Here is a 26,197-nt window from a genome sequence, read left to right as displayed (position 1 = left end):
CGGGGCAACACAGGCCTTGCCGGAGCATGACCTCGCCTGTGGCGGCCGCCATGGCGATCCGCTAGCCTTTGACGATGAACCAGAATCGACGCGTGAGAGAGGTCGTCATCCTGGGCGGCGGCACCGCCGGATGGATGACCGCGGCGGCCCTGTCGCGCAGCTTCGGCGACAGCCTGTCCGTGACATTGGTCGAATCGGACGAGATCGGCACGGTAGGGGTCGGCGAGGCGACCATTCCGACGATCCACTGGTTCAACGAGCTGATCGGACTGGACGAGGCCGCTTTTCTGCGTGCCACCAAGGCTACGTACAAACTGGGCATCGAGTTCGTCGACTGGACCGCGCCCGGTCACCGCTATTTCCATCCGTTCGGGCAATTCGGTGCGCCGCTGCCGGGCGTCGCCTTCCACCATCGCTGGTTGAAAGCGCGGACGGAGGGGCTGGATCTGCCCTTGCCGGCGCTGTCGCTGGCGGCGGGGCTGGCGAAGCAGGACCGGTTCGCGAAACCCAGTGGCGACGCGCGTTCAATCCTCTCCACGCTCGGCTATGCCTATCACTTCGACGCCAACCTGTACGCGCGCTATCTCCGGGAGATCGCAAACGGCGTGACGCGGGTCGAGGGGCGGATGCAGGCGGTCGAGCGCGATCCCGAAACCGGCTTCGTCACCGCGATCACGACGGCGCGCGGCGAGCGGATCGCGGGCGACCTGTTCGTCGACTGCTCCGGCTTTCGCGCGCTGCTGATCGGCGGTGCGATGGGCGAGCCGCTGGAAGACTGGTCGCACTGGCTGCCCTGCGACCGCGCCGTCGCGGTGCCGTGCGCCCGCGTCGCGGCGACCACGCCCTATACGCGCTCGACCGCGCGGGCGGCGGGATGGCAATGGCGCATCCCGCTGCAGCATCGCACCGGCAACGGCTATGTCTACGCGAGCCGGCACCTCAGCGACGACGAGGCGATGGCGACCCTGCTCGCCCATCTCGACGGCGAGGCGCTGGCGGAGCCGCGTCTGCTGCGGTTCACCGCAGGCACGCGCCGGCGCCCGTGGCGCGGCAATGTCGTCGCGATCGGCCTGTCCTCGGGATTTCTCGAACCGCTTGAATCGACCAGCATCCACCTGATCCAGAGCGGCATCGCCAAGCTGCTGACGTTGTTTCCGGATCGCGACTGCGATCCGGCGCTGGCGGAGCGGTTCAACCGGGTGTTCTGCGCGGACATGGACGGGATCAAGGATTTCCTGATCCTCCACTATCATGCCACCCCCGGCCGGCAGGAACCGCTGTGGCGACAGTGCCACGACATGCCGCTGCCCGAGACGCTGTCGGAGCGGATCGCGCAATACCGCCGCTCTGGCCGGCTGATCCTCGATCCCGAAGAGCTGTTCCGGGAGGCGAGCTGGCTCGCCGTCCTGAACGGACAGGGCATCACGGCGCAGGGCTACAACCCGCTGGCCGATGCGATCGACAGCGCCACCAACCGCGCGCAGGTGCAGCAGTTCGCCGATGTCGTCGCCCGTGCGGTGCCGACGCTGCCGACGCACGACGCCGCGCTGGCGGAGGCGATGGGCGTGGCGCGCTGATGACCGGCCCGACGATCACCGCACGCCGCATCGGCACCGAGGCCCAGCCGATCGCGATCATCGACGGCTTCCATCCCGACCCCGAGGCGTTGCGCACCCATGCCGGGCAGGCGACGTTCGAACCGGGGCGCAACCATTATCCCGGCATCCGCGCCGCGCTGCCGCCCGATTATTTCGCGGCGATCCGCCCGGCGCTGACCGCGACGCTGGCAGGCGTGTTCGATCATGCCGGCACGCTGGCGCTGATCGATGCGAGCTATGCGATGGTGACCACGCCCCCTGCCCGGCTGACGCTGCCGCAGCGCCTGCCGCATGTCGACGCGATCGATCCCGACCGGATCGCGCTGGTCCATTTCCTCGATCCGGCGCGGAACGACGGCACCGCTTTCTATCGCCACCGCACGACCCGGTTCGAGACGCTCGATGCGGCGCGCGCGCCGGCATATCGCGCCAGCCTGGCGGACGATCTGCGCCGGTCGGGCGAGCCGCCCGCCGGCTATATCGCCGGATCCACGCCCCTGTTCGAGCGCGTGTCCTGCATCGAGGCGCGCTACAATCGCGCGATCCTCTATCGCAGCGCACTGTTCCACAGCGGGGCGATCGCGCCGGGTGCCGTGCTGAGCGACGATCCGGCACGCGGCCGGCTGACCGTCACCGCTTTCCTGCTGCTCGGTTAGCACGCGGCGGCTGCACCGCGAGATAGACGGTGCTCCACAATTGCGCGGCGTTCGATTCGTCGACGTCCTGCTTGCCCGCGCCAAAGGCGACGACCCGATAGCGGCCGTTCGCGAACGCCCAGGACCAGAGTTCGGAGCTTTGCGTCGCGCGCGTCGCCTGGATCGCGCGCCACAGCGTCGCCTGCGCCCGGGTGAGGATGGCGCGGGTCGCCGCCGGCAGGTCGCGGCGCGCCAGCTGACGCTCCAGTCCCGCCGCGAACAGCGCCTGCTGCCACGACCAGACCACCGCGCCGTGATAAGCGGCGGGGGTGAAACGCCCTTGCGTCGCGGCATCCGCCTGCGCGGCATTGGCGACGAGCAGGCCGATATCGGTCATCAGCCCCGCCGGGAACGGCCGCATCGCCGCGGTGACATAGGTGTCGAGGTCGGCCGGCGACGGGTCGGCGAACAGCAAGGCGAAGCCCTCGTCGGAATTGACGATCCGGACGGGACGGCCCCGGGCGTCGAGCGCGATGGCGTGGAACACGAGAGGCGCGGTACCGATCGCGCCGACCGCGGGCTGCGCCGGGATGCCGAGGCTGCGGGCATAGGCCTGCACCTTCGTCCTCGCGTCCGCCGCGGGAATGGAGACCCGGAACAGCGACGGTGCGCGCACGCGCCACATTCGCGCCATCGCATCGGCGCGCGCAAGGATCGTACGATCCTCCGCGGTCATATAGCGGTCGAGCAGCCCGGCGCGGAGCAGCCGCGCGGCCGCATCGAGCGCGGCGGGGACGAACACCGCGTTGACGTCATAGGCATAGCGGCCGCGGCCGAGCCCCTCCTCGCTGTCGCGCCACTGGCCGGTCATCCGGCCGGGCTTGAGCGCGATCAACCGGTCGACGCCCGGCGCCTCGGCAAAGCCGCGCGCGCGGCCGGCGACGAAGCGCAGGTTGCGGACCAGCGCCGCGCCCGTCGGCTCGACGCGACCGGGGACGCCCTCGCTGGTGAGCGGCCGGGCGAGGAACGCCTGCGCGCCCGCCGCGTCCGCGTGGTCGAGCAGATAGCTGACCGCGACCGGCGCGAGCATGAAATCGTCGTCGATCATCGCATAATCGAGCACCGCGGCATCGCCGCCGCCGCCGTGCTGGCGGCGATCGACGACCGCGAATTCGCCGATCCCCTCTTCATGCGCGACGTCGCCGTCAGAATCGAGCCGGGCCAGCACCGACCCCAGCCCCGCCTCGATCGCGCGCGGCTGGAGCGCGGGCATCAGCAGGCGCAGCGACATCAGCGTATCGCGCCCGAAATAGGTCTGGAACCGCCACGACCCGGCGAGGAACTTCTCGCGATAGCTGAGGAAGCGCAGCGCGTTGCGCGCGGCCGGATCGTTCGCCGCGCGGGCGTTGAGCAAGTCGGACGGCGCAAGGCCGGTCAGCGGTTTCTCGCCGCTCGACGCGACGATCTCCAGCCGGATCGGCGCGCCCGACACCGCGACGATGCCGTCCTGCGAGAGCCGGCCGGACAGCACCCTGATCTGCAACAGATAGCCCGGTGCGCCGTCGAGCCGCGCCCGGCTCCAGCGGATCGTATCGCCCGCAATCGTCGGCGCCACCGCCAATTCCTGCGGAAAGCGACCAACCGACTGATAGTCGCGCAGGAAGCGCACGCTCGACAGCACCGCCTGTTTGAAGCGCAATCGCGGCGCGTCGATGCTGGCGATGCTCCGGATCGCGGGCTGCGGCCCGGCGACACCCGGTGCGGTGGTCGCCCGCGGCGGCTGTTCGAGCCGCCACGTCGCGGCGCGGGCCAGCGGCTGAAACCACAGGCCGACGCCGCTGTTGCCCGCCGGAAATGCGACGAGGATACGGGGATCGCTGCCGTTGCGCAGCAGCAGATGCGCCGCCACCGCGCGATCGCGGACGAAGGCGTTGAGATTCTGCCCCTCGGTCAGCTGAAACGCGAGCTCTGGCGCGGGCGCCTTGTCCTGCGCGTCGGCCAGACCGGTTGCGACCAGCCCTGCCCCGGTCAGCATGGCGCCGGCCAGCAGCGTTCGGATCATGCTCGTCATCGCGATACCCTCCTTCGACACGAAGGGGCGCCGCCTCCATGCAGGTGGCGGCGCCCCTTTCTGCAATCCCCGATCGTCGCCTAGAAGCGGAACGTCACCGATCCGCCATAGGTCGGGCCGACGATACCGCGGGCGTAGAAATAGCCGTCGGTGATCGCCTGCGTCTGCCCCTGCCGCGGATTGCCCTCGGTCAGGCCGACCACGTCGAAGATATTCTCGGCGTTGATGCTCACCTGCAGGCGCTCGGTGACGTTGAGGTTCACGCCCGCGCTGGTGACGCCATAGCTGGGCAGCGCCACGCCGTTGCCGGCATCGGCGAAGATCTTGCCGACATATTTGTAGCGGCCGTAGATGTCGCCGAGCCCGTTGGGCAGCTGGATCGATGGCGTCACCGTCCACAGCCGCGCCGGCGTGCGTTCGGGCCGGTTGCCCTCGAAGCCCGACTGGGTCGTGCCGTCGATCTGGAGATTCTCCAGCTTGGGGTCCTGGAACACGCCCTGGAAATCGACCGAGAACCAGCGGATCGGCCGGACGACGACGTCGACCTCGATCCCCTTGGTGCGCAGGTCGGCGTTGATGTTCTGCTGTTGCGTCGGGTTGAGCGGGTTGGCGAAATTGTAGCTCTGGTCGTCGAAATTGGTGCGGAACACCGTCACCGATCCGTTGAACAGGCGGCCATATTGATAGCGGACGCCGGCTTCGTACAATTTGATCGTCGTGATCGGATCGATGTTGTTGGTCTGGAAGCCGTCGGCATAGCGCGCGTAGATCGAGAAATTCGGCGTGAAGAGATAGTTGGCGCCGACCGTCCAGGAGATCTTGTCCTGCTTCAGCTTGCCGTCCGCACCGGTGCGGGCGAGGTTGGCGGGCGCGAACACGCCGTTGAAGGTCGATCCGACGTTGCGGATCACGCCGCCCTGCGATGCCGGCACCGCCTGGTTGACCGCCGCGGACTGGCCGTCGAACGCGGTCGCGGTATCCTGTTCCCAGCGAATGCCGCCGTCGATGCGCAGGTGATCGCCCAGCGCGATTTCGTCGTTGGCGTAGAGCGAGATCGTCTCGTCCTTGCGCTCGCGGATGCCGTTGCCCCAGTCGCCGTAGGAGACGAGGCCGCTGTCGGTCAGCGAGCCGATGACGCCATTGGCGGCGTTCAGTGCGACGATGTCGTAGATGTCGCTGTTGTTCTTGACGTCGTTGACGACGCTGGCGGTCGCCGACTGGTTCTGGTTGCGCTTCACGTTGTAATACATGCCGCCGACGGTCAGCGAGTTCTTGATTCCACCGCTCTCGACTTCCCAGCGGCCGCCGACGTTGACGCCCAGGTCCTTGCCGTGGACGTAATCGTGGTTGAGCGTCGTGCGCTGCAGGAAGCCGTTGCCGTTCAGCGCGTTGAGCTCGGCGGTCTGGTTCGAGCCGAGCACCTGCCCGGTGCGCAGGTTGCGGATGCCGAAGCGCGTCGTCGCCGGGAAGGCGGCGAAACCGGCGCGCAGCACGTCGATGATCGGCGACAGCGCCGGGTTCGGTGTCAGGTAATTGACCGCGCTGGCGAGGCCGGCGTTGCCGGTGCCCGACCCGGGAAACAGCCCGTTGAAATCGTACTTATAGTCGATGTAGCGGCCGCGGGCGAAGAGGCTGAGCGTGTCGGACAGCGGCACGTCGAGGTCGAGCCGCGCCTGATTGTAGAGCGAGCGAATGCCATCGCGATAGCGGAACGGGCGGTAGCCGCTGGGATCGACGTTGGTCGACACCGGCACGCGGATCGAGGTGAAGGCGTCGCCGCCGATATTGTCCTTCTGGATGTCGAAGCCGGGGATGCTCGCGGGGTCGCCATTGTCGAAGCGATAGGGCGCCGACGCATAATAGGCCGTCTCGATATCGCCGCGGCGGCCCGACAGGCGGATCGATCCGCCGCTCGGGAAGCGATATTCCAGCGAGCCCTTGATCCGGTAGCCGGCATAATCGAACGGATTCTCGCGCACGCCGGGGCTGCTCTGGACGTAGCCGCCGAAGTTGAACGCGAGATTTTCGGCGAGCGGCGCGGAATAATAGAAATCGGCGCGCTTCAGGCCGTAGTTCATGCCGGTCAGGCGGACCGCGCCCTCGAATTCCTTGAAGTTCGGCCGCTTCGAGATGAAGTTGATCGTCGCGCCGGCGCCATTGACGGTCAGCACGCCCGACGAGCCGCCCTTGACGGCCTCCAGCCGGTCGATGGTCAGATCCTGCTGGAAGAAGAAGTCGGCACCGCCGCCGCCGTAGAGGATCGGCATGCCGTCCTCCTCGAGCTGGACGAAGCGCTGGCCGCCGCCCTGCAGACCGCGCACCGAATAATTGTTCGACGCCTCGCCCGCGGTCGCCTCGACGAAGATGCCGGGGACCAGTTCGAGCATGTCCGCGGTCGAGCGCGGCGCGCGGCGATCGATATCCTCGCGCGTCGCATAGGTGATGTCGGCGGACGAGGTGATGAGCGGGCGGTCGCGCGTCGTCTGGCCGGTGACAACGATATCCTGCAGATCGTCGTTGCTCTCGCCGGAGGGCGGCGCGTCGGGCGTCGTCGCCTGGGTAGTGGGCTGGTCGGTGGGCACCGTCTGCGCATAAGCGGCGGTCGGCATCAGCGCGGCGCCCGCCAGCAGTGCGGCACGCATCCCGAAGCGGTCGAAGGTCGGCATCATTCTCTCCCGCGCCGGGAAGGTCATTCGCTCCCCTGACGCGGGTCAAGCGCTAGGCCGGGCCGTTCGGGTATACAATATCGCTTTGAAACGGAAAGAAGATTGGCAGAACAGTGTGGCCGCCCGGCAACAACGCCGGGCAGCCGGCGCGGCGATCATTCCTCGTGGATCAGACTGTCGGCCTGCGTGTCGCGCATCCGCAGATAGACGATCAGCGAAATGCCGATCATTGCGGTGACGTACCAATAAAAGCCGCGTTCCCAGCCCGCATCCTTGAATCGCAGCGCGACATATTCGGCGGTGCCGCCGAACAACGTGTTGGCGAGCGCATAGGGCAAGGCGACGCCGAGCGCGCGGATGTGCGCGGGGAACAGCTCCGCCTTCACCACCGCGTTGATCGAGGTATAGCCGGTGACGATCACCAGCGCCGCCATCACCAACAGGCCGGCGACGACCGGATCGCGCGTCTGCTCGAGCGCGGCAAAGATCGGATAGGTGAACAGCAGGCCGGCAACGCCGAAGCCGATCATCAGCGGCTTGCGCCCGATCCGGTCGGACAGGCCGCCGGCGAGCGGTTGCAGACACATGAAGGTGAACAAGGTCACCGCATTGATCTGCGTCGCCACCTCCTTGGAAAAGCCCGAGGTGTTGACGAGGAATTTCTGCATGTAGATCGAATAGGCGTAGAAGGCGAGCGTGCCGCCCGCGGTGAGCAGCATCACCAGCGCCGTCTCGCGCGGGTGATGGCGGAGCAGCGCGATGAAGCCCGACCGGGGGGCATGGCTCGCCTGCGCGTTCTTGTAGCTCTCCGTCTCGGCGAGGCCGCGGCGCAGGCGGAAGACGACGATCGCGAGCAGCGCGCCGATCACGAACGGAATGCGCCAGCCCCAGGCCTCCAGCGCCGCGGTCGGCAGGATCGCCTGCAGCAGCAGCAGCACCATGATCGCGAGCAGCTGGCCCGAGATCAGCGTGACATATTGGAAGGACGAGAAGAAGCCGCGCCGGTTCTTGCCGGCCATTTCCGACAGATAGGTCGCACTGGCGCCATATTCGCCGCCGACCGACAGCCCCTGCATCAATCGCGCGAGCACCAGCAGCCCGGGCGCGGCGACGCCGATCGTCTCGTAACCGGGCGTGCAGGCGATGATGAGCGAACCGAGGCACATCAGCGTCACCGACAGCGTCAGCCCCGCCTTGCGGCCATGGCGGTCGGCATAGATGCCCATGATCCACGCGCCGACCGGCCGCATGATGAAGCCGACCGCGAACACCGCCGCGGCGCTGAGCAATTGCGCGGTCTGGTCGCCTTCGGGAAAGAAGTGCGGCGCGAAATAGAGCGTGAAGGCGGAATAGACGTACCAGTCGAACCATTCGACCATGTTGCCGGTCGATCCGCCGATGATCGATTTCAGCCGGTTGTCGCTGCGGGGGCCGGCCCCGGCGGGCGGTGGCGTGGACGGCGCTGAGGCCAAATCGTGTCTCCGGTCATGGTGCGAATCCGCGGGAGAATGGCGGATCGGGGCAAAAATGTCAGAGTAATTTCCTCGTTCGCTTTCCGGACTTTAACCGAAAGATCGCGATCGGGCCGGCATCGACGGGCGCTTGCGTCCGCGGCGGATGTGGCGGACAGGCGCGCGGGGCGGCAGTCCCGCCGCCGCCGACCATGGACCCGAGGAGACCGCATATGGCCAAACGTTTCTGGGCGCAGCTGATCGAGATGGACGAAGAGATCGCTGCGGCGAGCATTCCCGGCGTCAGCGACCATGAGAGCGCCGCCGACGCGCTGGTCACCGATTTCGTCGGCGCGATGGGCGGCGAGATCACGCAGGGCGCGGTCCGCGTCTGGATCGAGGGCGGCGGGCCGGAGAAGGTGTACGACTGGACCGCCGAATTCGACATGCCCGACGGATTCGACGCGAACGACGACGAGGACATCGAGGTCGAAGGCGAGATCGTGCTGATCGAGCGCGTCTGACCGCCGCGCCCTTTCGGACACGAGAAACGTCCGGACAAAAGAAAGGCCGATCGAGGAACGACCGGCCGGAAAGTTTTTAGGAGAGGATGCCTGAAAGGCACCGTCTTTGTGCGGCGCAGCATCACGCCGTGCAATTGCAAATTAAGCACGTCACGCGTGCAGGAAATGCAATCGCCCTGCCGCCGCGCCGGAACGGCTGATCCGGCCCCGCGCTTCGGCTAGACGGCGGGGCGATGGCGCAGCGTCGATCCTCCCCTCCCCGCCAGCGGAGCCGCCGCCGCGCCCGCCGCGACCTGTCGAGCGAACGCTGGCTGCTGCTGCTCGGCATCGTCACGCTGATCGCGATCGTCGCGGGGACGATCGGTCCCTGGCCGGTGATGGCGCCGGCGGACGAGGCAAGGCCGATGACGATGGCGCAGGCGCGCGCCTCCAATGCCGCGGTGCCGATCGACCTCGGCCGGCGGCTGCGCGCGGCGCGCTACCGCTTTCGCGGCGGACCGGCGGCGCGCGAGCAGGCGATCGAATGCCTCGCCACCGCCGCGCTGTACGAAGCGGGCGACGACCGCCGCGGCCAGCGCGCCGTGATCCAGGTGATCCTCAACCGCGTCCGCGCGCCGGGTTTCCCCAAGACGATCTGCGGCGTCGTCTATCAGGGATCGGGCCGGACCAGCGGTTGCCAGTTCTCCTTCACCTGCGACGGATCGTTCCGCCGCCGCCCGGTGCATGTCGGCTGGGGCGCGGTGCGGCGGATGGCGCGCGCCGCGCTGGCCGGCGCGGTCTTCGCCGAGGTCGGCCGCGCGACGCATTACCATACCGACTGGATGGTCCCCTATTGGCGCGATTCGCTGGTCAAGGTCGGCCGGGTCGGCACGCATCTGTTCTACGTGCGCAGCTGAGACGCGACGGTTGCGCCGGGGATGATGTCGCCGGCGATCGGACGTCATCCGGCCCAAAAACGCAAAAACCCCGCTAAGCCATTGGCCTAGCGGGGTTTTCGATGGTGGGCGTGGCAAGGATTGAACTTGCGACCCCTGCGATGTCAACACAGTGCTCTACCACTGAGCTACACGCCCGCCGGAGGTGGGCCATTAGCCGGGCTTATCCGGGCTGGCAAGCGGTCAATTCGGTTTCGCGTCAATTCAGGCCGCTGGCGTTGCCCATCTCGAAAACGCGGTCGACCTCGGCGACGAGGTCGCGAAGGTGGAAGGGTTTGGAGAGGACGCGGGCGTTGGGCATCTCGCGCCCCGCCTTCAGCGTCACCGCGGCGAAACCGGTGATGAACATGACGCGCAGCCCGGGCACCATCTCGCCCGCTCGGCGCGCGAGTTCGATGCCGTCCATCTCGGGCATGACGATGTCGGTCAGCAGCAGGTCGAAGGATTCGGTCTCGAGCAGCGGGATGGCGGCGGTGCCGCGATCGACCGCGGATACCGCATAACCGGCACGCTCCAGCGCGCGGGTCAGATATTCGCGCATGACCTGGTCGTCTTCGGCCAGCAGGATTCGGATCATCGCTCTGTCGGTCCCTATTCGCAACGGCCTTCGTCTATGACCGGCAGGTGTAAAGAATTCCAGCGCACCGAACGCGCAAAACGGCTAAGGCGTGCCACAGATGGACGCTTCCTTCGAACGGATCGGCGGACCGGCGGCCGACGACGCCCCCGCGAGCCCCGTCATCGTGTCGGTGCCGCACGCCGGGCGCGACTATCCGCTCGCGCTGCGGACCGCGCTGCGCCTGCCCGAAGCGGCGCTGACCGTGCTCGAGGACCGCTATATCGATCTGGTCGCGCAGGACGCGCGGACGGTCGAGACGATGCTGGTGCAGCGCCGCGCCCGCGCCTGGATCGACCTCAACCGCGGCGAGGGCGAGCGCGATCCCAAGGTCGACGAGGGTGCCCGCCCGCAGGCGCAGCCCGCCCCCTCCCCCAAGATCCGCAGCGGACTGGGGCTGGTGCCACGGCGCGCGGGCGCGGCGGGCGACCTGTGGCGGCGGCGGTTCAGCGCGGCGGAGGTCGAGGCGCGGATCGCGCAGGACCATCGCCCCTATCATGCGGCGCTGGCGGCGCTGCTGGCGGCGGCACGGGCACGGTTCGGCATCGCGGTGCTGATCGACGTCCATTCGATGCCGCCGCTCGGCACGCAGGCGCAGGTGGTGATCGGCGACCGGTTCGGCCAGGCGGCGGGCAACCGCTTCGTCGCGCGGCTGGAGGCGGAGGCGGCGGCGTTCGGGGTGCGCGCGGCGCTCAACACGCCTTATGCCGGCGGCCATGTCCTCGATCGGCATGCGGCGCCGGGGCGGAACGTGCATGCGATCCAGATCGAGATCGACCGCGCGCTCTACCTCGATGCCGCACTTGACCGCCCCGGGCCCGGCATGGCGCGGACGGCCGCGCTGCTGCGGCGGATGCTGGCGGCGGTGGAGGACGAGGCGCTGAGCGGATCGGGGGCGGGCCTCGCCATCGCCGCCGAATAGGTACGCCGATAAAAAAACCACCCCGTGCATGAAGCACGAGGTGGCCAAGGTTCAGGGAGGAGGCGCACTGAAAGTGCGCCATACGGGCTCGCGAAAGGGGGGACACGAGCGCCGTACACAAGCTAAATAAGTGAGCGGCGTTTTGGTTCAACCCCCGCGCCGCCGGGCGTTGCTTTTTTCCGATCGAGCTGCCCGATGCGGGTGCTTGCGGTGATCTTCGATCAGCGGCCGAGGATCGGCGCGATACGGACCAGCACCGAATCGCGCAGCAGCAGATGGTGACGCAGCGCCGCTGCGACATGCAACACGACCAGCGCCGCCATCACCCAGCCGAGCGGCCCGTGCGCGGTGCCGCCGAGGTCCGCCAGCGGCTTGCCGACCGGCAGCGTCGGGATGTCGAACAGGCCGAACCACAGGAACGGCCGGTGCGGGCCGGGGCCGGACACCATCAGCCAGCCGCTCAGCGGCAGCGCGATCATCAGCAGGTACAAGGTCCAGTGCGTCGCATGGGCGACGCCCTTTTCCCACGCCGGGGTGCCGGCGGGCAAAGCGGGCGGACGATGGGCGATGCGCCAGGCGATCCGGCCGGCGGTGAGGAGCAGCACGGTGAGGCCGATCGCCTTGTGCGCGCCCATCAGCGCGCGCAGCGCGGGGATCGCATCATGGCCGATGCCGATGACGAGGTTGACGATGACGAGGAGCGCGATCGTCCAGTGGAATGCGATCGCGACGCCGGAATAGCGTTCGCCGCGGGGAAGTCCTGCCATGCCGGGCCCTTTGTCGTGAGGCCGCGACCGTCCCCCGCGCGCGCCGCCGGGTCAAGGCAGGATCGCTGCCGGAACGGACCCGGGGGCACACCGCCCCCGGATCGCCGGATCAGCCGAGCTGCGGCTGCGGCACCTTGCCGAGCTGCGCCTGGCGCGCGAAGATCTCGCGCATCAGCGACAGCGAGAAGAGGTGCGCATAGAGCAGCGGCAGCATGCCCGACTGCGACATCTTGCGCAGCTGGTCGCCGCGCAGGCCCGACAGCTTTTCCTCGTTAATCATCTGGAAGCCGCGGTAGATGAACGGCTGCTGGCTGTCGTCGATCTGGATGGTGACCTCACCCTCCATCAGCAGGTCCTGCTCGCGCAGCTCGTTCATGAACGCCTGCGTCCGCGCGCCAGCCTGTTCGAACTGCTCGGCGAAATCGAGGATCGCCTTGGTCGTCTGGCTCGGCTGGCCGCCCTCGAACAGGGGATCGCCGTCCTCGAACGCACCGATCGCTTCCGACGTCGGGTCGAAGCACAGCGACAGCTCGTCCGCGTCGGGACGCAGGCGGGCGAGCATGTACGGATAGCGGCGGATATAGGCGGGAACGTAGAAGTTGGTTTCGGTCAGCTTGCCGTCGTCGCCCATGAAGACGTTGACGCCTTCGTTGAGGCCCATCAGGCCGAGCGGGATGGCGTCGTCGCCGACCGAGAAGACGATCGGCATGTGACGCTGCACCAGCGGGAATTCGTCGGTGGTGATCGGGATCGCATGCTGGCCGATCAGGAACGGCGCGCTGTCCTGCTGGCGGACGCGCCAGGTCGCATGCGTTTCGCTCGAGAGCGGCTCCAGGCCGTTGTAGAACAGGGGAAGCGGCGCGCTGGCCATCGGAACTCTCTCCGTATGCGGGTGTTTTGCGGCGCAGCCGCGGTTGGCGCGCTGCTCTATTGGGCGGGAGCGCCCGGCGCAAGCGCGACGAGCTTGCCCGGGTTGAGGATGCCGAGCGGGTCCATCGCCGCCTTCACCGCACGCAGCGCGGTCAGCCGCGCCGGCGACGACAGCCGTTCGAGCTCGCCGAGCTTCATCTGGCCGATGCCGTGCTCCGCCGCGATCGAGCCGCCGGCGGCGATGACGAGGTCGTCGACGAAGCGCGTCACCACCGGCACGTCCTCGGCATACCAGCGCACGGGATCGGCGCCGGGGGCGCTGCGGACGTGGAAGTGGATGTTGCCGTCGCCGAGATGGCCGAAGCCGCTGGCATGCGTGCCGGGAAAGCGCGCCTCGCACGCCGCCGCCGCCTCGATCATGAAGCGCGGCATCGTATCGACCGGCACCGACAGGTCGTGCTGCGACGCCGGGCCGAGCGCGCGTTCCGAATCGGAGATCGATTCGCGGATGCGCCAGAAGGTCGCCGCCTGCGCCTCGCTCGCGGCGATCGTCGCATCGGCGATCAGCCCGTCCGCCAGCGCCTCGCCGAGCAGGCGCTCCATCAGCGCCGCGCCGGCATCGTCGGTGTGTTCGATCAGCAGATGCCAGGCGTGGTCGCCCGCCAGCGGCGCGCGGATGCCGGGCACATGCGCCAGCACCGCGGCGAGCGATTCACGCGGCAGGATCTCGAAGCTCTCCAGCGCCCCGGTCGCGTGCTGGAAGCGGCGGAGCAGCGTCAGCGCCGCCTGCGGGTCGGGCGTCGCCGCCCAGGCGGTGGTGCGCGTCGCCGGCACCGGCACCAGCCGCAGCGTCGCCGCGGTGACGATCCCCAGCGTCCCCTCCGCCCCGACCAGCAATTGCGTCAGGTCGTAGCCGCGATTGTCCTTCTTGAGCGCCGCCAGCCCGTCATGGACGCTGCCGTCGGCCAGCACGACCTCCAGCCCCGCAACGAGGCCGCGCATCGATCCAAAGCGCAGCACCTGCGTGCCGCCGGCATTGGTCGAGACGAGGCCGCCGACGGTCGCATTGCCCTTCGCCCCCAGCGTCAGCGGGAAACGGCGGTCGACCGCCAGCGCGGCATCGTGCAGGTCGGACAGGATCACCCCTGCCTCCGCCACCGCGAGGCCCGCCCCGGCATCGACCGAGCGGATCGCCTGCATCCGCCGCAGCGACAGGATCAGCGCCGATCCGTCCGCGGGCGGGGTCGCGCCGCCGACCATCGAGCTGTTGCCGCCCTGCGGCACCAGCGGCACGCGATGCGCGGCGGCGGCGGCGACGACCGCGGCGACCTCCCGCGTCGAGGCGGGGGCGAGGATCGCGGGGGCATGGCCGTGAAAGCGGCGGCGCCAGTCGGTTTCCCATGGCGCGATGTCGGCCGGATCGGTGACGATCCCCTTCGGCCCCAGCGTGCCGGCGAGAGCGTCGATCAGGGCGGTATGCGCGGGCGTCATCCGCGCTCCGCTAGGCCAAGTTCATCACCTGTTCAACGACCGGGACTAAGGGGCAAGCCCTGACATGCTCCATTCCGCGATTCCCGCCTCGCTCCTCGCCCTCGCCGCCCCCGCCCTGGCCGCCGCCGGCGATTCGATGGCGCAGCTCGACGGCGTCGCGATCGCGCAGGTGACGGTGCGCGAACGGGTCATCATCCGCCTGCCGCGGATGGCGCCGGCGCAGTCGATGGCCCGGGCCGCGGTGCCCGCGCCCGTCCGCTACAAGGAAAAGAAGGGGCCGAAATGCGTCGACGTCGCCGACATGGGCGGCGCGATGATCGTCGAACCCGGCGCGGTCGACCTGGTGATGGAGGGCGGCAAGCGGCTGCGCGCCAGACTGGACGACGATTGCGGGCCGATGGACTTCTACAGCGGATTCTATTTGCGCCCCGCGGCGGACGGCCGGGTCTGCGCGAAACGCGACGTCATCCGCATGCGATCGGGCGCCAGTTGCGAAATCGCCACGTTCAGGACGCTTCTGCCGGTCCGCTGAACGCGTTTTCTTGACTTTTGCGGGGGAATCCGCAAGCGCGCGGCGTGGCGTTGCTGCGCACCTGCGTCGCCGTCTTTATCCGGACCCTTGCATGAGCCTGATGGCATGAGCTTCGCCGACCTCGGCCTTTCCGACGAACTGCTGAGCGCGGTCACCGACGCCGGCTACACCGAGCCGACGCCGATCCAGGCGCAGGCGATTCCCAGCGTGCTGATGATGCGCGACCTGATCGGCGTCGCGCAGACGGGCACGGGCAAGACCGCCGCCTTCGTGCTGCCGATGATCGATATCCTGGCGCATGGGCGCAGCCGCGCCCGCATGCCGCGCTCGCTGATCCTCGAGCCGACGCGCGAACTCGCCGCGCAGGTCGCGGAGAATTTCGAGAAATACGGCGCGGGCACCAAGCTGTCGATGGCGCTGCTGATCGGCGGCGTGTCGATGGGCGACCAGATCAAGGCGCTGGAAAAGGGCGTCGACGTGCTGATCGCGACGCCGGGGCGGCTGATGGACCTGTTCGGCCGCGGCAACATCCTGCTGACCGGCTGTTCGATGCTGGTGATCGACGAGGCGGACCGGATGCTCGACATGGGGTTCATCCCCGATATCGAGGAAATCTGCACCAAGCTGCCCAAGACGCGCCAGACGCTGCTGTTCTCGGCGACGATGCCCGCGCCGATCAAGCGGCTGGCGGACAAGTTCCTCGACAATCCCAAGACGATCGAGGTGTCGCGCCCGGCGTCGACCAACCTCAACATCAAGCAGTGGCTGGTCCCGGTGTCCGGCGTGGCGGCACGGAAGCGCGACGCGTTGCGCCGCCTGCTCGGGCAGGACGAGGTGCGCAACGCGATCATCTTCTGCAACCGCAAGACGACGGTGCGCGAGCTCAACAAGAGCCTGAAGAGCCACGGCTTCAAGTCGGGCGAGATCCATGGCGACATGGAACAGGCGCAGCGCATCGCCGAGCTGGACCTGTTCAAGGATGGCAAGATCAACATCCTGGTGGCGAGCGACGTCGCCGCGCGCGGGCTGGACATCAAGGGCGTCAGCCATGTGTTCAACTTCGATGCCCCTTGGCACCCCGACGACTACGTCCACCGCATCGGCCGCACCGGCCGCGGCGGCGCGACCGGCATCGCCTTCACGCTGGTGACCGCCGAGGATGCCGAGAACATCCAGAATATCGAGAAGCTGACCGGCCAGACGATCGACCGGCTCGACCTCGATGCCGCTCCCGAGACGGAGGCGCCCGCCGCCGCCGCCGGAGAACCGCGCCGCACCCGCCGCGAGCGGGCACCGCGCGCCGAGGGTCGCCGCGACCGCGCACCACGCGCCTCCGCTGCCGAGGTCGAGGTGGCGACGCCGGAGCCGGCACCCGTCGCCGAGGCGGCCCCGGTCCGGACGGAACGACCGCAGCGCGAGCCCCGTGCCGAGCCCGCCTTCGCCCCGCCGCCGCGGCGCGACGTCCGCCGCGACGACCGGAACGACCGCCGCCCGCGTCGCGACGAGCGCGACGACGGTCCCGACGACGGCTGGAACGGCCCGATCCCGGACTTCCTCAACGCGGTGATCGCGCTCTAATGCCGGGCGGCGCGGCGCTGCCCGCCGCCGGTGTCTTATGGTGATCGAGAAAGTCGCGCCGGTGACCATCGTCAGCCCGTGCACGGGGGTGTGCGCGATCGACGACAACGACCTCTGCCGCGGCTGCGCCCGCACGCTGGACGAGATCGCCGCATGGGGCGGCATGACGCCGGCGGAGCGCAATGCGGTGATGGCGATCCTGCCGGAGCGGCGTAGCTCGCGGGACTGATCCCCGCGTCACCCCGGATGCGGTCCGGGGTGACGGTGGCGTTCAGGCGGCGGTTGCCGCCGCCATGGCCGCGATCGCCGCATCGTCCAGCGCCGCCGCGCGGAGATAACCCTCCCGCGCCGCCAGCCGCGCGATATAGGCGTCGAACGTGTCGCGTCGCGGCAGCGACCCGAACTGCGCGCCCCAGATCACCTGCGATCCGACATAGACGTCCGCCGCAGTGAAGCGGTCGCCGGCGATGTAATCATGCGCCGCCACCGCCTGTTCGAGAACGTCGACGAGCCGGTCGTAATCGCCATAGCCGACCATCCTCTGCTGCTGGTCGGTCGGCACCACCCCGAGCGACCGGTTGGTCACCGCCGCCTCGACCGGGCCGGCGGCGAAGAACAGCCAGCGGTAATAGTCCGCCCGCTCGTCGTCGCGCGCCGTCAGGCCGGCGTCGGGAAAGGTTTCGGCGAGATAGGCGCAGATCGCGGCGCATTCGGTCACCGTGCGGCCGCGGTGGACGATCGCCGGCACCTTCGCCATCGGATTGACCGCCCGGTACGGCGGCTGCTTCATCGTCGAAGCATAGTCGAGCAGCACGACGTCATAGTCGGCGCCGACCTCCTCGAGCATCCAGCGCGCGATCCGGCCGCGGGACATGGGGTTGGTGTACAGCGTCAGATCGGCGGTCATGGTCGTGGTTCCCGTCACAGCGATTTGGCGAACAGGTCGAGCATCCGGGCCCAGGCGCGTTCCGCCTGCGGCTGGTTGTAGACCTTGCTGTCGATCACGCACCAGCCGTGCATCGCCCCCTCATAGACCTCGATCTCCGCCGGGCGCTTCGCCGCCGCGAACGCCTCGCGCAGCGCGACCTTGTCGTTGGGGCTGCGCGCATCGTCGTTGGTGGCGATCGCGAACAGATAGCCGCCGCGCAGCTGCGGCGCGAGGCGATGGGCGCTGTCGGGGGCGTCGGTCACCAGCCCGGCGCCGTGGAACGAGGCGCCCGCATGGACGCGCGCCGGCAGGGCGGCGGCGGTGCGCAGGACCATCGGCCCGCCCAGGCAATAGCCGGCGCTGCCGAGGCCGCGCTTCGTATCGACCTCCTTCTGCCGGTCGAGGAAGGCGACGAAGGCCTTGCCGTCGCTGGTCGTCGCCGCCGGGGTCAGCGTCGCGCGCCACGGCGTGATCCGCTCGCGCACCGCGGGCTGGTCGAAGAATTCGCCGGGCTGGACGATCGGTGCTTTCGCCGAACGGTAGAACTGGTTGACGACCAGCACCGCATAGCCCGACTGCGCCAGCCGGTCGGCCATGGTGCGGAACGCCGGGCGCAGGCCCATGATGTCGGGCCACATCAGCACCGCAGGATGCCTGCCGGTGGTCGGCGCGGTGAAATAGGCGTCGCACTGGCCATCGGGCGTGGTGATGACGACGTCGCGGCCCTTGACCGGCCTGGCGTTGGCGGGCGCGGGCAGCAGCACCGTCGCGCCGATCGCGCCGGCGGCGACCCCGAGCTGGCGACGGGACAGGTGATGGTCGGTGTCGGCAGCCGTCAATTCGTCGCACATGCGCGCTCTCCCAAGGATTTAGCGGGAGGCTAGCGAGGGTTTGGAGCGGACGCCAGAGATGCGTGGTGGCATCGCGAGAAACACGCCGTCACCCCGGACCGGGTCCGGAGTGACGAGCCCGATCAGCGCTTGAACGGGTCCTGGAACAGCGCCGCCGCGGCGGCGGCCGGGTCGTTGTGGTCGACGTCGACGCCGCGCGCCGCGGCGTCGCGCTCGGCGCGCAGGCTGGCGATCAGCGCCTCGCGATCACCCTCCAGCCGGGTGTCGGTCGGTGCGGCCTCGTTGCCCGATGCCTTGGACGCCTTGGCGACCGCGGCGTCGAGTTCGCGCTGCGTCGTCAGGCCAAGCGTCACCGGGTCCTTCGGCGTGATGTTGCCGATGTTCCAGTGGCTGCGGTCGCGGATCGCGGCGATCGTGGTGCGGGTGGTGCCGATCAGGTTGCTGATCGCGCCGTCGGTGATCTCGGGATGGTTGCGGATGATCCAGGCGATGCCATCGGGCTTGTCCTGGCGCTTCGACACCGGCGTGTAGCGGGGACCCTTGGTGCGACGGACCTGCTCGGGGCCCTTTATCATCTTGAGGCGATAGGCGGGATCGGCCTGGCCCTTGTCGACCTCCTCCTGCGTCACTTCGTGCGCGCGGATCGGGTCGCGCCCGGTCAGCTTGGTCGCGGCGGTGTCGTCGGCGATCGCCTGCACCTCGAGGATGTGCAGACCGCAGAAATCGGCGATCTGGTCGAACGACAGCGACGTGTTGTCGACCATCCAGGAAGCGGTCGCATGAGGCATGAGCGGCTGGGCCACGGGAAAACTCCGTCGGAAATAAATAGGGCCGCCCCTTACCGGAGCGGCCGTGTCATAGCGTTGATGTACTGCGCGTGTTGCAGAAGGGCAACCCGCACAAGCTTTCGACCGACCTGCGTTGACGAGAATGTCACAAAACCGGACTATGGCGCCTCGACAAACGGCGCAACGGGTTCGGGCGTCGGCCTATTCAGACGACCAAAGGGAGTTCACCGATCATGTTCACGTTCAAGGGTGCCTTTGCCGCGCTCGCCGGCACCGCGCTGCTCGCCGCTCCCGTCGCAGCATCGCCCGCGCCCGCGCCGGTCGCGCCCGCCGCCGCCAAGCTGTCGATCGCCCGCGCGTCGGCTCCTGCCACCCGCACGAGCAAGCTCGGCGCCTCCGTTCCCGGCACCACGCTCATCAGCATCGGCATCCTCGCCGCGCTGGTCGTCGGCGTGCTGGTCGCCACGGGCGGGGACGACGATTCGGACAGCAACTGATCGTTGTGATCCCAGTGTAGAAAGGGGCCTCGTCGCTGCGGCGACGGGGCCCTTTTTTATGACCGGTCGGCCATGTCCTCACATCGTCAGCACGATCTTGCCGACGTGGTCGCCCTCTTCCATGCGGGTATGCGCGGCGGCGGCTTCGGCGAGGGGGAAGACGCGGTCGATCACCGGGCGCAGGCGGCCGGATTCGACGTGCGGCCAAACGGTGCGCGAAATCTCGTCCGCGACCAGCGTCTTGAACGCGGTGTCGCGCGCGCGCAGCGTCGAGCCGGTCAGCGTCAGGCGGCGGCGCATGATCTCGAACAGGGGGATCGTCGCCTGTGCGCCGCCCTGCACCGCGATCGAGACGTGGCGGCCGTCGTCCGCCAGGCATTGCAGGTTGCGCGGCACGTAATCGCCGCCGACCATGTCGATGACCGCGGTGACGCCCTTGCCGTCGGTGATCGCCTTGACGCGCTCGACGAAATCCTCGGTCCTGTAATTGATCGCGTGGTCCGCCCCCAGTTCCAGCGCCTTCGCGCATTTCGCGTCGGAGCCTGCGGTGACGATGATCGTCAGGCCGAAGATGTTGCATAACGCGATCGCCATCGTGCCGATGCCGCTGGTGCCGCCGTGGAGCAGCACGCTGTCGCCTTCGGTCGCGAAGGCGCGTTCGAACAGGTTGGTCCAGACGGTGAAGAGCGTTTCGGGGATCGCCGCGGCCGCGACCATGTCGAGCCCGTCCGGCACCGGCAGGCACTGGCCGGCGGGGGCAGCCGCATATTGGGCGTAGCCGCCGCCGGCGAGCAGCGCGCACACCGGCTGGCCGATCTGCACGTCGTCGACGCCCTCGCCGACCGCGACGATCGTCCCCGCGATCTCGAGGCCCGGAATCGACGAAGCGCCCGGCGGCGGCGCATAGCCACCCTTGCGCTGGAGCACGTCGGGGCGGTTGACGCCCGCGGCGGCGACGCGGATCAGCACCTCGCCCGCGGCGGGCACCGGCACCGGCCGCTCGACCAGCCGCAGCACCTCGGGCCCGCCCGGCGCCTCCGGATCGATCGCCTGCATCGTCTGTGGCAACTCGCTCATCCCGTCGCATCCCTCGCGGCCGATCCGCGCGCCTTATTGACATCACCGGGGCGAGGGTCAACGTTGATGGGCCATGGATCTGGACGACGCCCCCTCGCGTCCCAACGACGCATTGACCGAGCTGCTGCGGCAGGACCTCGATCCGCTGTCGGTCGCCGAACTCGATTCGCGCATCGCGGCGCTGGAGCGGGAGATCGCCCGCACCCGCACCGCCCGCGACCGGGCGGTCGACCATCGCGCCAGTGCCGACGCGCTGTTCCGTCGATGATGCCGGGCCGCACCGGACGGGCGTCGCGCCCTTCGCCCCGGTCGCGGTGTCAAGAGCTTGATGGACGCGCACCCGATACCGACATTGGTGGAAAGGACGCGGCGACGCACCCCCGTCGCCTCCATAGTCCGACTGGAGTAATCTGAATGCCATCCTTCGCCCCCGCGCTCGAGACCACGCTGCACAAGGCGCTCGAGGCCGCGTCATCGCGTCGGCACGAATATGCGACGCTCGAACATCTGCTGCTCGCGCTGATCGGCGACGAACATGCCTCCAAGGTGATGGAGGCGTGCCACGTCGATCTCGGCGAGCTCAAGACCACCGTCGCGCACTACCTCGACACCGAACTCGACGCGCTGAAGGTCGATGCGGCGACCGACCCGTCGCCGACCAGCGGCTTCCAGCGGGTGGTGCAGCGCGCGATCCTGCACGTACAATCGTCGGGCCGCGACGAGGTGACCGGCGCCAACGTGCTCGTCGCCCTGTTCAGCGAGCGCGAGAGCTATGCGGTCTATTTCCTGCAACAGCAGGACATGAGCCGGCTGGATGCGGTCAGCTTCATCAGCCACGGCGTCGGCAAGGGCAGCGGTGCCGCCGATGCCACCCCGCCCAAGGGCGCCGAGGACGAGAAACCCGCCAAGGGACAGGAGAAGGGCAAGACGGAAAGCGCATTGAAGCAATTCACCGTCGATCTCAACGAGAAGGCCAAGATCGGCAAGGTCGATCCGCTGATCGGGCGCGGCCCGGAGGTGGATCGCACGATCCAGATCCTGTGCCGCCGGTCGAAGAACAATCCGCTGTACGTGGGCGATCCCGGCGTCGGCAAGACCGCGATCGCCGAAGGCCTTGCGCGCAAGATCGTCGAGGGCGAGGTCCCCGACGTGCTCAAGGAAGCGGTGATCTACAGCCTCGACATGGGCTCGCTGCTCGCCGGCACCCGCTATCGCGGCGATTTCGAGGAGCGGCTGAAGGCGGTCGTCAACGAGCTGGAAAAGCTGCCGCATGCGGTGCTGTTCATCGACGAGATCCACACCGTGATCGGTGCGGGGGCGACGTCGGGTGGCGCGATGGATGCGTCCAACCTGCTCAAGCCGGCGCTGTCGGGCGGCACGATCCGCTGCATCGGCTCGACCACCTACAAGGAGTTCCGCAACCATTTCGAAAAGGATCGCGCGCTGCTGCGCCGGTTCCAGAAGATCGACGTCAACGAACCAACGATCGAGGACACGATCAAGATCCTCGCCGGGCTGCGCTCGGCGTTCGAGGACCATCATCACGTCAAATACACCCCCGACGCGATCAAGTCGGCGGTGGAACTCTCCGCGCGCTACATCAACGACCGCAAGCTGCCCGACAAGGCGATCGACGTGATCGACGAGGTGGGCGCGATGCAGATGCTGGTGCCGGCGAACAAGCGCAAGAAGACGATCACCGCCAAGGAGATCGAACAGGTGATCGCGACGATGGCGCGCATCCCGCCGAAGTCGGTGTCGACCGACGACAAGGCAGCGCTGGAAAGTCTCGAGACCGATCTCAAGCGCGTCGTGTTCGGGCAGAACAGCGCGATCGAGAAGCTCGCCAGCGCGATCAAGCTGGCGCGTGCGGGTCTGCGCGAACCGGAAAAGCCGATCGGCAATTACCTGTTCACCGGCCCGACCGGCGTCGGCAAGACCGAAGTCGCCAAGCAGCTGGCCTCGATCCTCGGCATTCCGCTCCAGCGGTTCGACATGAGCGAATATATGGAGCGGCATTCGGTCAGCCGGCTGATCGGCGCGCCCCCGGGCTATGTCGGGTTCGACCAGGGCGGCCTGCTGACCGATGCGGTCGACCAGAATCCGCATTGCGTGCTGCTGCTCGACGAGATCGAGAAGGCGCATCCGGACCTGTTCAACATCCTGTTGCAGGTGATGGACAACGGGCGCCTGACCGACCAGCACGGCAAGTCGGTGGATTTCCGCAACGTCATCCTCATCATGACCACCAATGCCGGTGCGTCGGACATGGCGCGCGAGACGGTCGGCTTCGGCAATCTCACCCGCGAGGGCGAGGACGAGCAGGCGGTGCAGAAGATGTTCACGCCGGAATTCCGCAACCGGCTCGATGCGATCGTGCCGTTCGGTTACCTGCCGACCGAGGTGGTCGCGCGGGTGGTGGACAAGTTCATCCTCCAGCTCGAACTCCAGCTCGCCGACCGCAACGTCCACATCAACCTGGACGATGCCGCCAAGAGCTGGCTGACCGAAAAGGGCTATGACAAATTGTACGGCGCGCGTCCGATGGGCCGTCTGATCCAGGAGAAGATCAAGCAGCCGCTCGCCGAGGAGTTGCTGTTCGGCAAATTGGTCCATGGCGGCGAGGTGACGGTGCGGATGAAGGACGGCACCCTGTCCTTCGCGATCGAGGCGGCGGCACCGAAGAAGCCCAAGAAGAAGGGCAAGGCCGAACCGGTCGACGCCAAGTAAGGCGCCAGCCAGGCGGTGTTGGAACGGGCCGGACCGGCGACGGTTCGGCCCGGTTTCGTTTCGGGCTCGGCGCGGTGGGCCTATGCCATCGCCCGCCGGTCCGCCCTGCCCTCACCCTGTCGCCGCTTCCCTCTCCCGGTGAGAGAGGGAAGAGCGAGCCGGCACCGCGGCTACACGCCTCGCAGCGCCGCCAATGCGATTCGAGTCGGCGTGGTCAGGGCGTCGGGGAGGGCGTCGAGCGCGAACCAGGCGGGGCCATCGTGCTTGGCGGGTTCGCGATTGTGGGGCGTGCCGGTGAAGTCGTGGACGCGATAGACCGGCGCGACCCAGTGCGTGCCGCCGGCACGGTCGATCTGGTCGACGAAGCACAATAGCTCGGCCGCGCCGACCGTGATGCCCAGTTCCTCCGCGACCTCGCGGCGCATCGCCGCCTCGGCCGTCTCGAACAGGTCGATCTTGCCGCCGGGCAGGCCCCAGCAGCCCGCCTCCGGCGGGGTCAGCCGCCGCAGCAGCAGCACGCGCCCCTCCACCACGATCGCCGCGCCGCTGCCGGCCCGCGGCTCGCCATGGTGAACCGTCATGCGTCCCTCCTCCCGATAGCTTCCGGGTCGTTTACCAAATCGTTGCCAACCGCCGCTATGGCGACGCCATGCCGATAGGGCTTTCGATCCGGCGCGTCGTCGCCCTCCTGCTGCTAATGTTGGCGAGCGTCGCGGTCGCACCGGCGTATGCCGCGACGGGCGCGCCGCTGCGCGTCTGCATCCGCCCCGCGCTGCCCGGGCAGGACGCGGCGGCGATGTTCGCGCAGGCCGACCGATTCGACTGCACGCGCCCGCAGACCGATCACGGCGCCGGCGACTATTGGGCGCTGTCGCAGCCGCTTGCCGACACGACGCCGCCGGATGCGCGGGTGCGCCAGGCGAGCCTGTGGCAGAACCGGGTGACGCTCTACGTCCGCTACGCCGACGGGGCGATCCGCCATGTCGGCTTCACCAGCGCGACCACCGGCCGGCACCTGATGCTCGGCGCGATCGTCCAGCTCGTCCTGCCGCCGCATCATGCCCGCCCGGAACGGCTGCTGTGGCATATCGAGGGTTCGCTCAACCGGCGCGGCATCCTCGTCAGCCCGACGATCGTCGATGCGCGCACCGCCGCCCGGACCGAGCTCGAGATGGCGGCGCTCTATGCGGCGTTCGCGGGCATGTGCCTGTCGCTGCTGATCTACAATCTGGCGCTGTGGGGGGCGCTGCGGCGGGCGTTCCAGCCGGCCTATTGCCTGATGGTGCTGTGCCTGCTCGCCTATGCGGGCTGCTCGTCCGGGCTGATCGGACAGATCACCGATATCGACAACAACGACCGGCAGCGGCTGGGCTATGCGCTGCTCGGCTGGTCGGCGGCGGCGGCGATGGTGTTCGCGCGCGCCTTCCTCGAGCGGCGTGTGTTCGACGGCTGGCTGCGGCCGTACACCACCATCGTCACGCTGTTCCTGCTGCTCGCCACCGGCAGCTATGCGGTGCTCTCGCCGCGCTATGCCGACATCACCGATCCGCTGAGCACGATCGGCTATATGCTGGTGCTCGGCTGCCTGGTCCCGGTGCTGGTCCGCGCGTGGCGGCGGCGCAGCAACTATCTGTGGGTGTTCGCGCTCGCCTGGGGCGCGCCGGTGCTGCTGGCGGGAATCCGCGTGCTGGCCGCGCTCAACCTCATCGGCTGGCAATTGTGGATCGACAATTCGACGCTGCTCGCCATGGCGCTGGAGGCGGCCTTCTCGTCGCTCGGCGTCGCCTATCGCATCCGGCTGCTCAGCCTCGAGCGCGACGCGGCGCGCGAACAGGAGATCGCCGCGCGCCTGCTCGCCGCGACCGATCCGCTGACCGGCCTGCTCAACCGACGCGCCTTCCTCGACGATGCGATCGGGCGGGTCGAGGACCACCAGCTGATCCTGATCGACATCGACCATTTCAAGACGATCAACGAAACCATCGGCCATGACGGCGGCGACGAGGTGCTGCGCGTCATCGCCCGTGCGCTGCGCGCCGGTGCGCCGCCCGAGGCGCTGGTCGCCCGCGTCGGCGGCGAGGAATTCGCGATCCTCGTCCCCGCCGACCGGCCGCTCGACGCCCATGCGGTGCTCGACCGGCTGCGCCACGAGCGGATGCCGTTCGACCTGACCGTTACCGCCAGCATCGGCACCTGCATCGGCCCGATGACGCGCGAGGTCGACTGGAAGGCGATGTACCGCTGCGCCGATCGCGCGCTGTTCGAGGCGAAGGCGGCGGGGCGCGACCGCGTTCGCAACGGCGTCGCGATGGCCGCCTGACGCGGCCGGCTGGCGGCGCCGCCGGCGATCTGCTATCGGCGGGGCCTCGGGAGGGGACAAGGCGATGACGGAGCGTCGGAAACTGGCAATCGCCGCGCTGGCCGCACTGGCCATCGTCGCCGCGCGCCATCCCACGCCGAACATCAGCCTGCTGACCCACGACATCGGCGACCCGCGGCCGCACCGCGTACAGGCGGCGATCGACCTCGGGCTGGTCGGAATCTCGGTGCTCTACACCTGGACCGCACGCCGGACCTGACCGGTCGAGCGCGACGGATATTGGTCTTCGGGCCGGCATTCTTCCTCGGGTCGAACAGGAAATGGGGATTCGCGCGGAGGCGCGGAGGACG

At 68.7% G+C, this 26,197-nt stretch carries 25 protein-coding genes and 1 tRNA gene; 13 read left to right on the top strand and 13 right to left on the bottom strand.

What is annotated here, in order from left to right:
* Positions 1 to 74: 74 nt before the first annotated feature.
* Together B2515_RS03625 and B2515_RS03620 are read left to right on the top strand one after the other, a co-directional pair.
* Positions 75 to 1,577, top strand: coding sequence for a tryptophan halogenase family protein (locus B2515_RS03625; RefSeq protein ID WP_293873793.1), 1,503 nt, complete (start codon positions 75 to 77; stop codon positions 1,575 to 1,577).
* A complete protein-coding gene (locus B2515_RS03620) occupies positions 1,577 to 2,254 on the top strand; it encodes a DUF6445 family protein (RefSeq protein WP_293873790.1) in 678 nt (225 codons plus the stop codon). The genes B2515_RS03625 and B2515_RS03620 overlap by 1 nt, the downstream gene beginning before the upstream one ends.
* Here B2515_RS03620 and B2515_RS03615 read toward each other — a convergent pair.
* From B2515_RS03615 to B2515_RS03605, 3 genes are all read right to left on the bottom strand, one after another.
* On the bottom strand, positions 2,229 to 4,304 hold the full coding sequence (locus tag B2515_RS03615) for a hypothetical protein (protein WP_293873787.1): 2,076 nt from the start codon (positions 4,302 to 4,304) through the stop codon (positions 2,229 to 2,231). The two genes, B2515_RS03620 and B2515_RS03615, sit on opposite strands and share 26 nt — an antisense overlap.
* Positions 4,305 to 4,384: 80 nt before the next feature.
* A complete protein-coding gene (locus B2515_RS03610) occupies positions 4,385 to 6,970 on the bottom strand; it encodes a TonB-dependent receptor (RefSeq protein ID WP_293873784.1) in 2,586 nt (861 codons plus the stop codon).
* Positions 6,971 to 7,125: 155 nt separating this feature from the next.
* Positions 7,126 to 8,442, bottom strand: a complete 1,317-nt coding sequence (locus tag B2515_RS03605; protein ID WP_293873781.1) for an MFS transporter — start codon at positions 8,440 to 8,442, stop codon at positions 7,126 to 7,128.
* 212 nt (positions 8,443 to 8,654) lie between these two features.
* Between B2515_RS03605 and B2515_RS03600 the strand changes: the two genes are divergently transcribed.
* Positions 8,655 to 8,945, top strand: coding sequence for a hypothetical protein (locus B2515_RS03600; RefSeq protein ID WP_293873778.1), 291 nt, complete (start codon positions 8,655 to 8,657; stop codon positions 8,943 to 8,945).
* 233 nt (positions 8,946 to 9,178) lie between these two features.
* Positions 9,179 to 9,841, top strand: a complete 663-nt coding sequence (locus tag B2515_RS03595) for a cell wall hydrolase (protein ID WP_293873775.1) — start codon at positions 9,179 to 9,181, stop codon at positions 9,839 to 9,841.
* A gap of 102 nt (positions 9,842 to 9,943) precedes the next feature.
* Here B2515_RS03595 and B2515_RS03590 read toward each other — a convergent pair.
* Both B2515_RS03590 and cpdR read right to left on the bottom strand, forming a co-directional pair.
* A tRNA-Val gene (locus tag B2515_RS03590) sits at positions 9,944 to 10,018 on the bottom strand.
* A 61-nt stretch (positions 10,019 to 10,079) separates the two neighbouring features.
* On the bottom strand, positions 10,080 to 10,457 hold the full coding sequence (gene cpdR, locus B2515_RS03585) for a cell cycle two-component system response regulator CpdR (protein WP_293873773.1): 378 nt from the start codon (positions 10,455 to 10,457) through the stop codon (positions 10,080 to 10,082).
* 100 nt (positions 10,458 to 10,557) lie between these two features.
* Between cpdR and B2515_RS03580 the strand changes: the two genes are divergently transcribed.
* Positions 10,558 to 11,418, top strand: a complete 861-nt coding sequence (locus tag B2515_RS03580) for an N-formylglutamate amidohydrolase (RefSeq protein ID WP_293873771.1) — start codon at positions 10,558 to 10,560, stop codon at positions 11,416 to 11,418.
* Between the two features lie 221 nt (positions 11,419 to 11,639).
* Here B2515_RS03580 and B2515_RS03575 read toward each other — a convergent pair whose 3' ends face one another.
* The 3 genes from B2515_RS03575 to B2515_RS03565 form a co-directional block, all read right to left on the bottom strand.
* Positions 11,640 to 12,185, bottom strand: coding sequence for a cytochrome b (locus tag B2515_RS03575; protein WP_293873768.1), 546 nt, complete (start codon positions 12,183 to 12,185; stop codon positions 11,640 to 11,642).
* 109 nt (positions 12,186 to 12,294) lie between these two features.
* Positions 12,295 to 13,056, bottom strand: a complete 762-nt coding sequence (locus B2515_RS03570; protein ID WP_293873765.1) for a SapC family protein — start codon at positions 13,054 to 13,056, stop codon at positions 12,295 to 12,297.
* A 56-nt stretch (positions 13,057 to 13,112) separates the two neighbouring features.
* A complete protein-coding gene (locus B2515_RS03565; RefSeq protein ID WP_293873762.1) occupies positions 13,113 to 14,546 on the bottom strand; it encodes an FAD-binding oxidoreductase in 1,434 nt (477 codons plus the stop codon).
* 64 nt (positions 14,547 to 14,610) lie between these two features.
* Here B2515_RS03565 and B2515_RS03560 point away from each other — a divergent pair, with 64 nt between their 5' ends.
* The 3 genes from B2515_RS03560 to B2515_RS03550 all read left to right on the top strand — a co-directional run bounded on the left by B2515_RS03560 (position 14,611) and on the right by B2515_RS03550 (position 16,885).
* On the top strand, positions 14,611 to 15,078 hold the full coding sequence (locus tag B2515_RS03560; protein ID WP_293873760.1) for a hypothetical protein: 468 nt from the start codon (positions 14,611 to 14,613) through the stop codon (positions 15,076 to 15,078).
* A 105-nt stretch (positions 15,079 to 15,183) separates the two neighbouring features.
* Positions 15,184 to 16,656, top strand: a complete 1,473-nt coding sequence (locus B2515_RS03555; protein ID WP_293873758.1) for a DEAD/DEAH box helicase — start codon at positions 15,184 to 15,186, stop codon at positions 16,654 to 16,656.
* A 61-nt stretch (positions 16,657 to 16,717) separates the two neighbouring features.
* A complete protein-coding gene (locus tag B2515_RS03550; protein WP_293873756.1) occupies positions 16,718 to 16,885 on the top strand; it encodes a DUF1289 domain-containing protein in 168 nt (55 codons plus the stop codon).
* A gap of 42 nt (positions 16,886 to 16,927) precedes the next feature.
* Here B2515_RS03550 and B2515_RS03545 read toward each other — a convergent pair whose 3' ends face one another.
* From B2515_RS03545 to B2515_RS03535, 3 genes are all read right to left on the bottom strand, one after another.
* Positions 16,928 to 17,563, bottom strand: a complete 636-nt coding sequence (locus tag B2515_RS03545) for a glutathione S-transferase family protein (protein WP_293873753.1) — start codon at positions 17,561 to 17,563, stop codon at positions 16,928 to 16,930.
* 14 nt (positions 17,564 to 17,577) lie between these two features.
* Positions 17,578 to 18,435 carry a dienelactone hydrolase family protein gene (locus tag B2515_RS03540; protein ID WP_293873750.1) on the bottom strand — a complete coding sequence of 286 codons (858 nt, stop codon included), beginning with the start codon at positions 18,433 to 18,435 and terminating at the stop codon, positions 17,578 to 17,580.
* A gap of 122 nt (positions 18,436 to 18,557) precedes the next feature.
* Entirely contained in the window at positions 18,558 to 19,238 is a 681-nt protein-coding gene (locus B2515_RS03535; RefSeq protein ID WP_293873747.1) for a DUF1013 domain-containing protein, read from the bottom strand.
* A 218-nt stretch (positions 19,239 to 19,456) separates the two neighbouring features.
* Between B2515_RS03535 and B2515_RS03530 the strand changes: the two genes are divergently transcribed.
* The gene (locus B2515_RS03530) at positions 19,457 to 19,720 is read left to right on the top strand and encodes a hypothetical protein (protein ID WP_293873744.1); all 264 of its coding nucleotides are present in this window, start codon (positions 19,457 to 19,459) and stop codon (positions 19,718 to 19,720) included.
* Between the two features lie 78 nt (positions 19,721 to 19,798).
* Here B2515_RS03530 and B2515_RS03525 read toward each other — a convergent pair whose 3' ends face one another.
* A complete protein-coding gene (locus B2515_RS03525; RefSeq protein ID WP_293873741.1) occupies positions 19,799 to 20,797 on the bottom strand; it encodes an NAD(P)H-quinone oxidoreductase in 999 nt (332 codons plus the stop codon).
* A gap of 73 nt (positions 20,798 to 20,870) precedes the next feature.
* Here B2515_RS03525 and B2515_RS03520 point away from each other — a divergent pair, with 73 nt between their 5' ends.
* Both B2515_RS03520 and clpA read left to right on the top strand, forming a co-directional pair.
* A complete protein-coding gene (locus B2515_RS03520; RefSeq protein WP_293873738.1) occupies positions 20,871 to 21,065 on the top strand; it encodes a DUF1192 domain-containing protein in 195 nt (64 codons plus the stop codon).
* A 146-nt stretch (positions 21,066 to 21,211) separates the two neighbouring features.
* Entirely contained in the window at positions 21,212 to 23,527 is a 2,316-nt protein-coding gene (gene clpA, locus B2515_RS03515; RefSeq protein WP_293873736.1) for an ATP-dependent Clp protease ATP-binding subunit ClpA, read from the top strand.
* A gap of 170 nt (positions 23,528 to 23,697) precedes the next feature.
* On the opposite strand, the gene B2515_RS03510 is transcribed toward clpA, so the two are convergent.
* Positions 23,698 to 24,108 carry an NUDIX domain-containing protein gene (locus tag B2515_RS03510; RefSeq protein WP_293873735.1) on the bottom strand — a complete coding sequence of 137 codons (411 nt, stop codon included), beginning with the start codon at positions 24,106 to 24,108 and terminating at the stop codon, positions 23,698 to 23,700.
* A gap of 68 nt (positions 24,109 to 24,176) precedes the next feature.
* On the opposite strand from B2515_RS03510, the gene B2515_RS03505 reads away from it, so the two are divergent.
* Together B2515_RS03505 and B2515_RS03500 are read left to right on the top strand one after the other, a co-directional pair.
* On the top strand, positions 24,177 to 25,847 hold the full coding sequence (locus B2515_RS03505) for a GGDEF domain-containing protein (RefSeq protein ID WP_293873734.1): 1,671 nt from the start codon (positions 24,177 to 24,179) through the stop codon (positions 25,845 to 25,847).
* 64 nt (positions 25,848 to 25,911) lie between these two features.
* Entirely contained in the window at positions 25,912 to 26,106 is a 195-nt protein-coding gene (locus B2515_RS03500) for a hypothetical protein (RefSeq protein ID WP_293873733.1), read from the top strand.
* The last annotated feature ends 91 nt before the right edge of the window (positions 26,107 to 26,197 follow it).

Source organism: Sphingomonas sp. UBA978 (assembly GCF_002292295.1).
In the GTDB taxonomy this organism is placed as follows: Bacteria; Pseudomonadota; Alphaproteobacteria; order Sphingomonadales; family Sphingomonadaceae; genus Sphingomonas.
The sequence above is the reverse complement of the archived record's forward strand: the minus strand, read 5'-3'. Positions and strand labels throughout refer to the sequence as shown.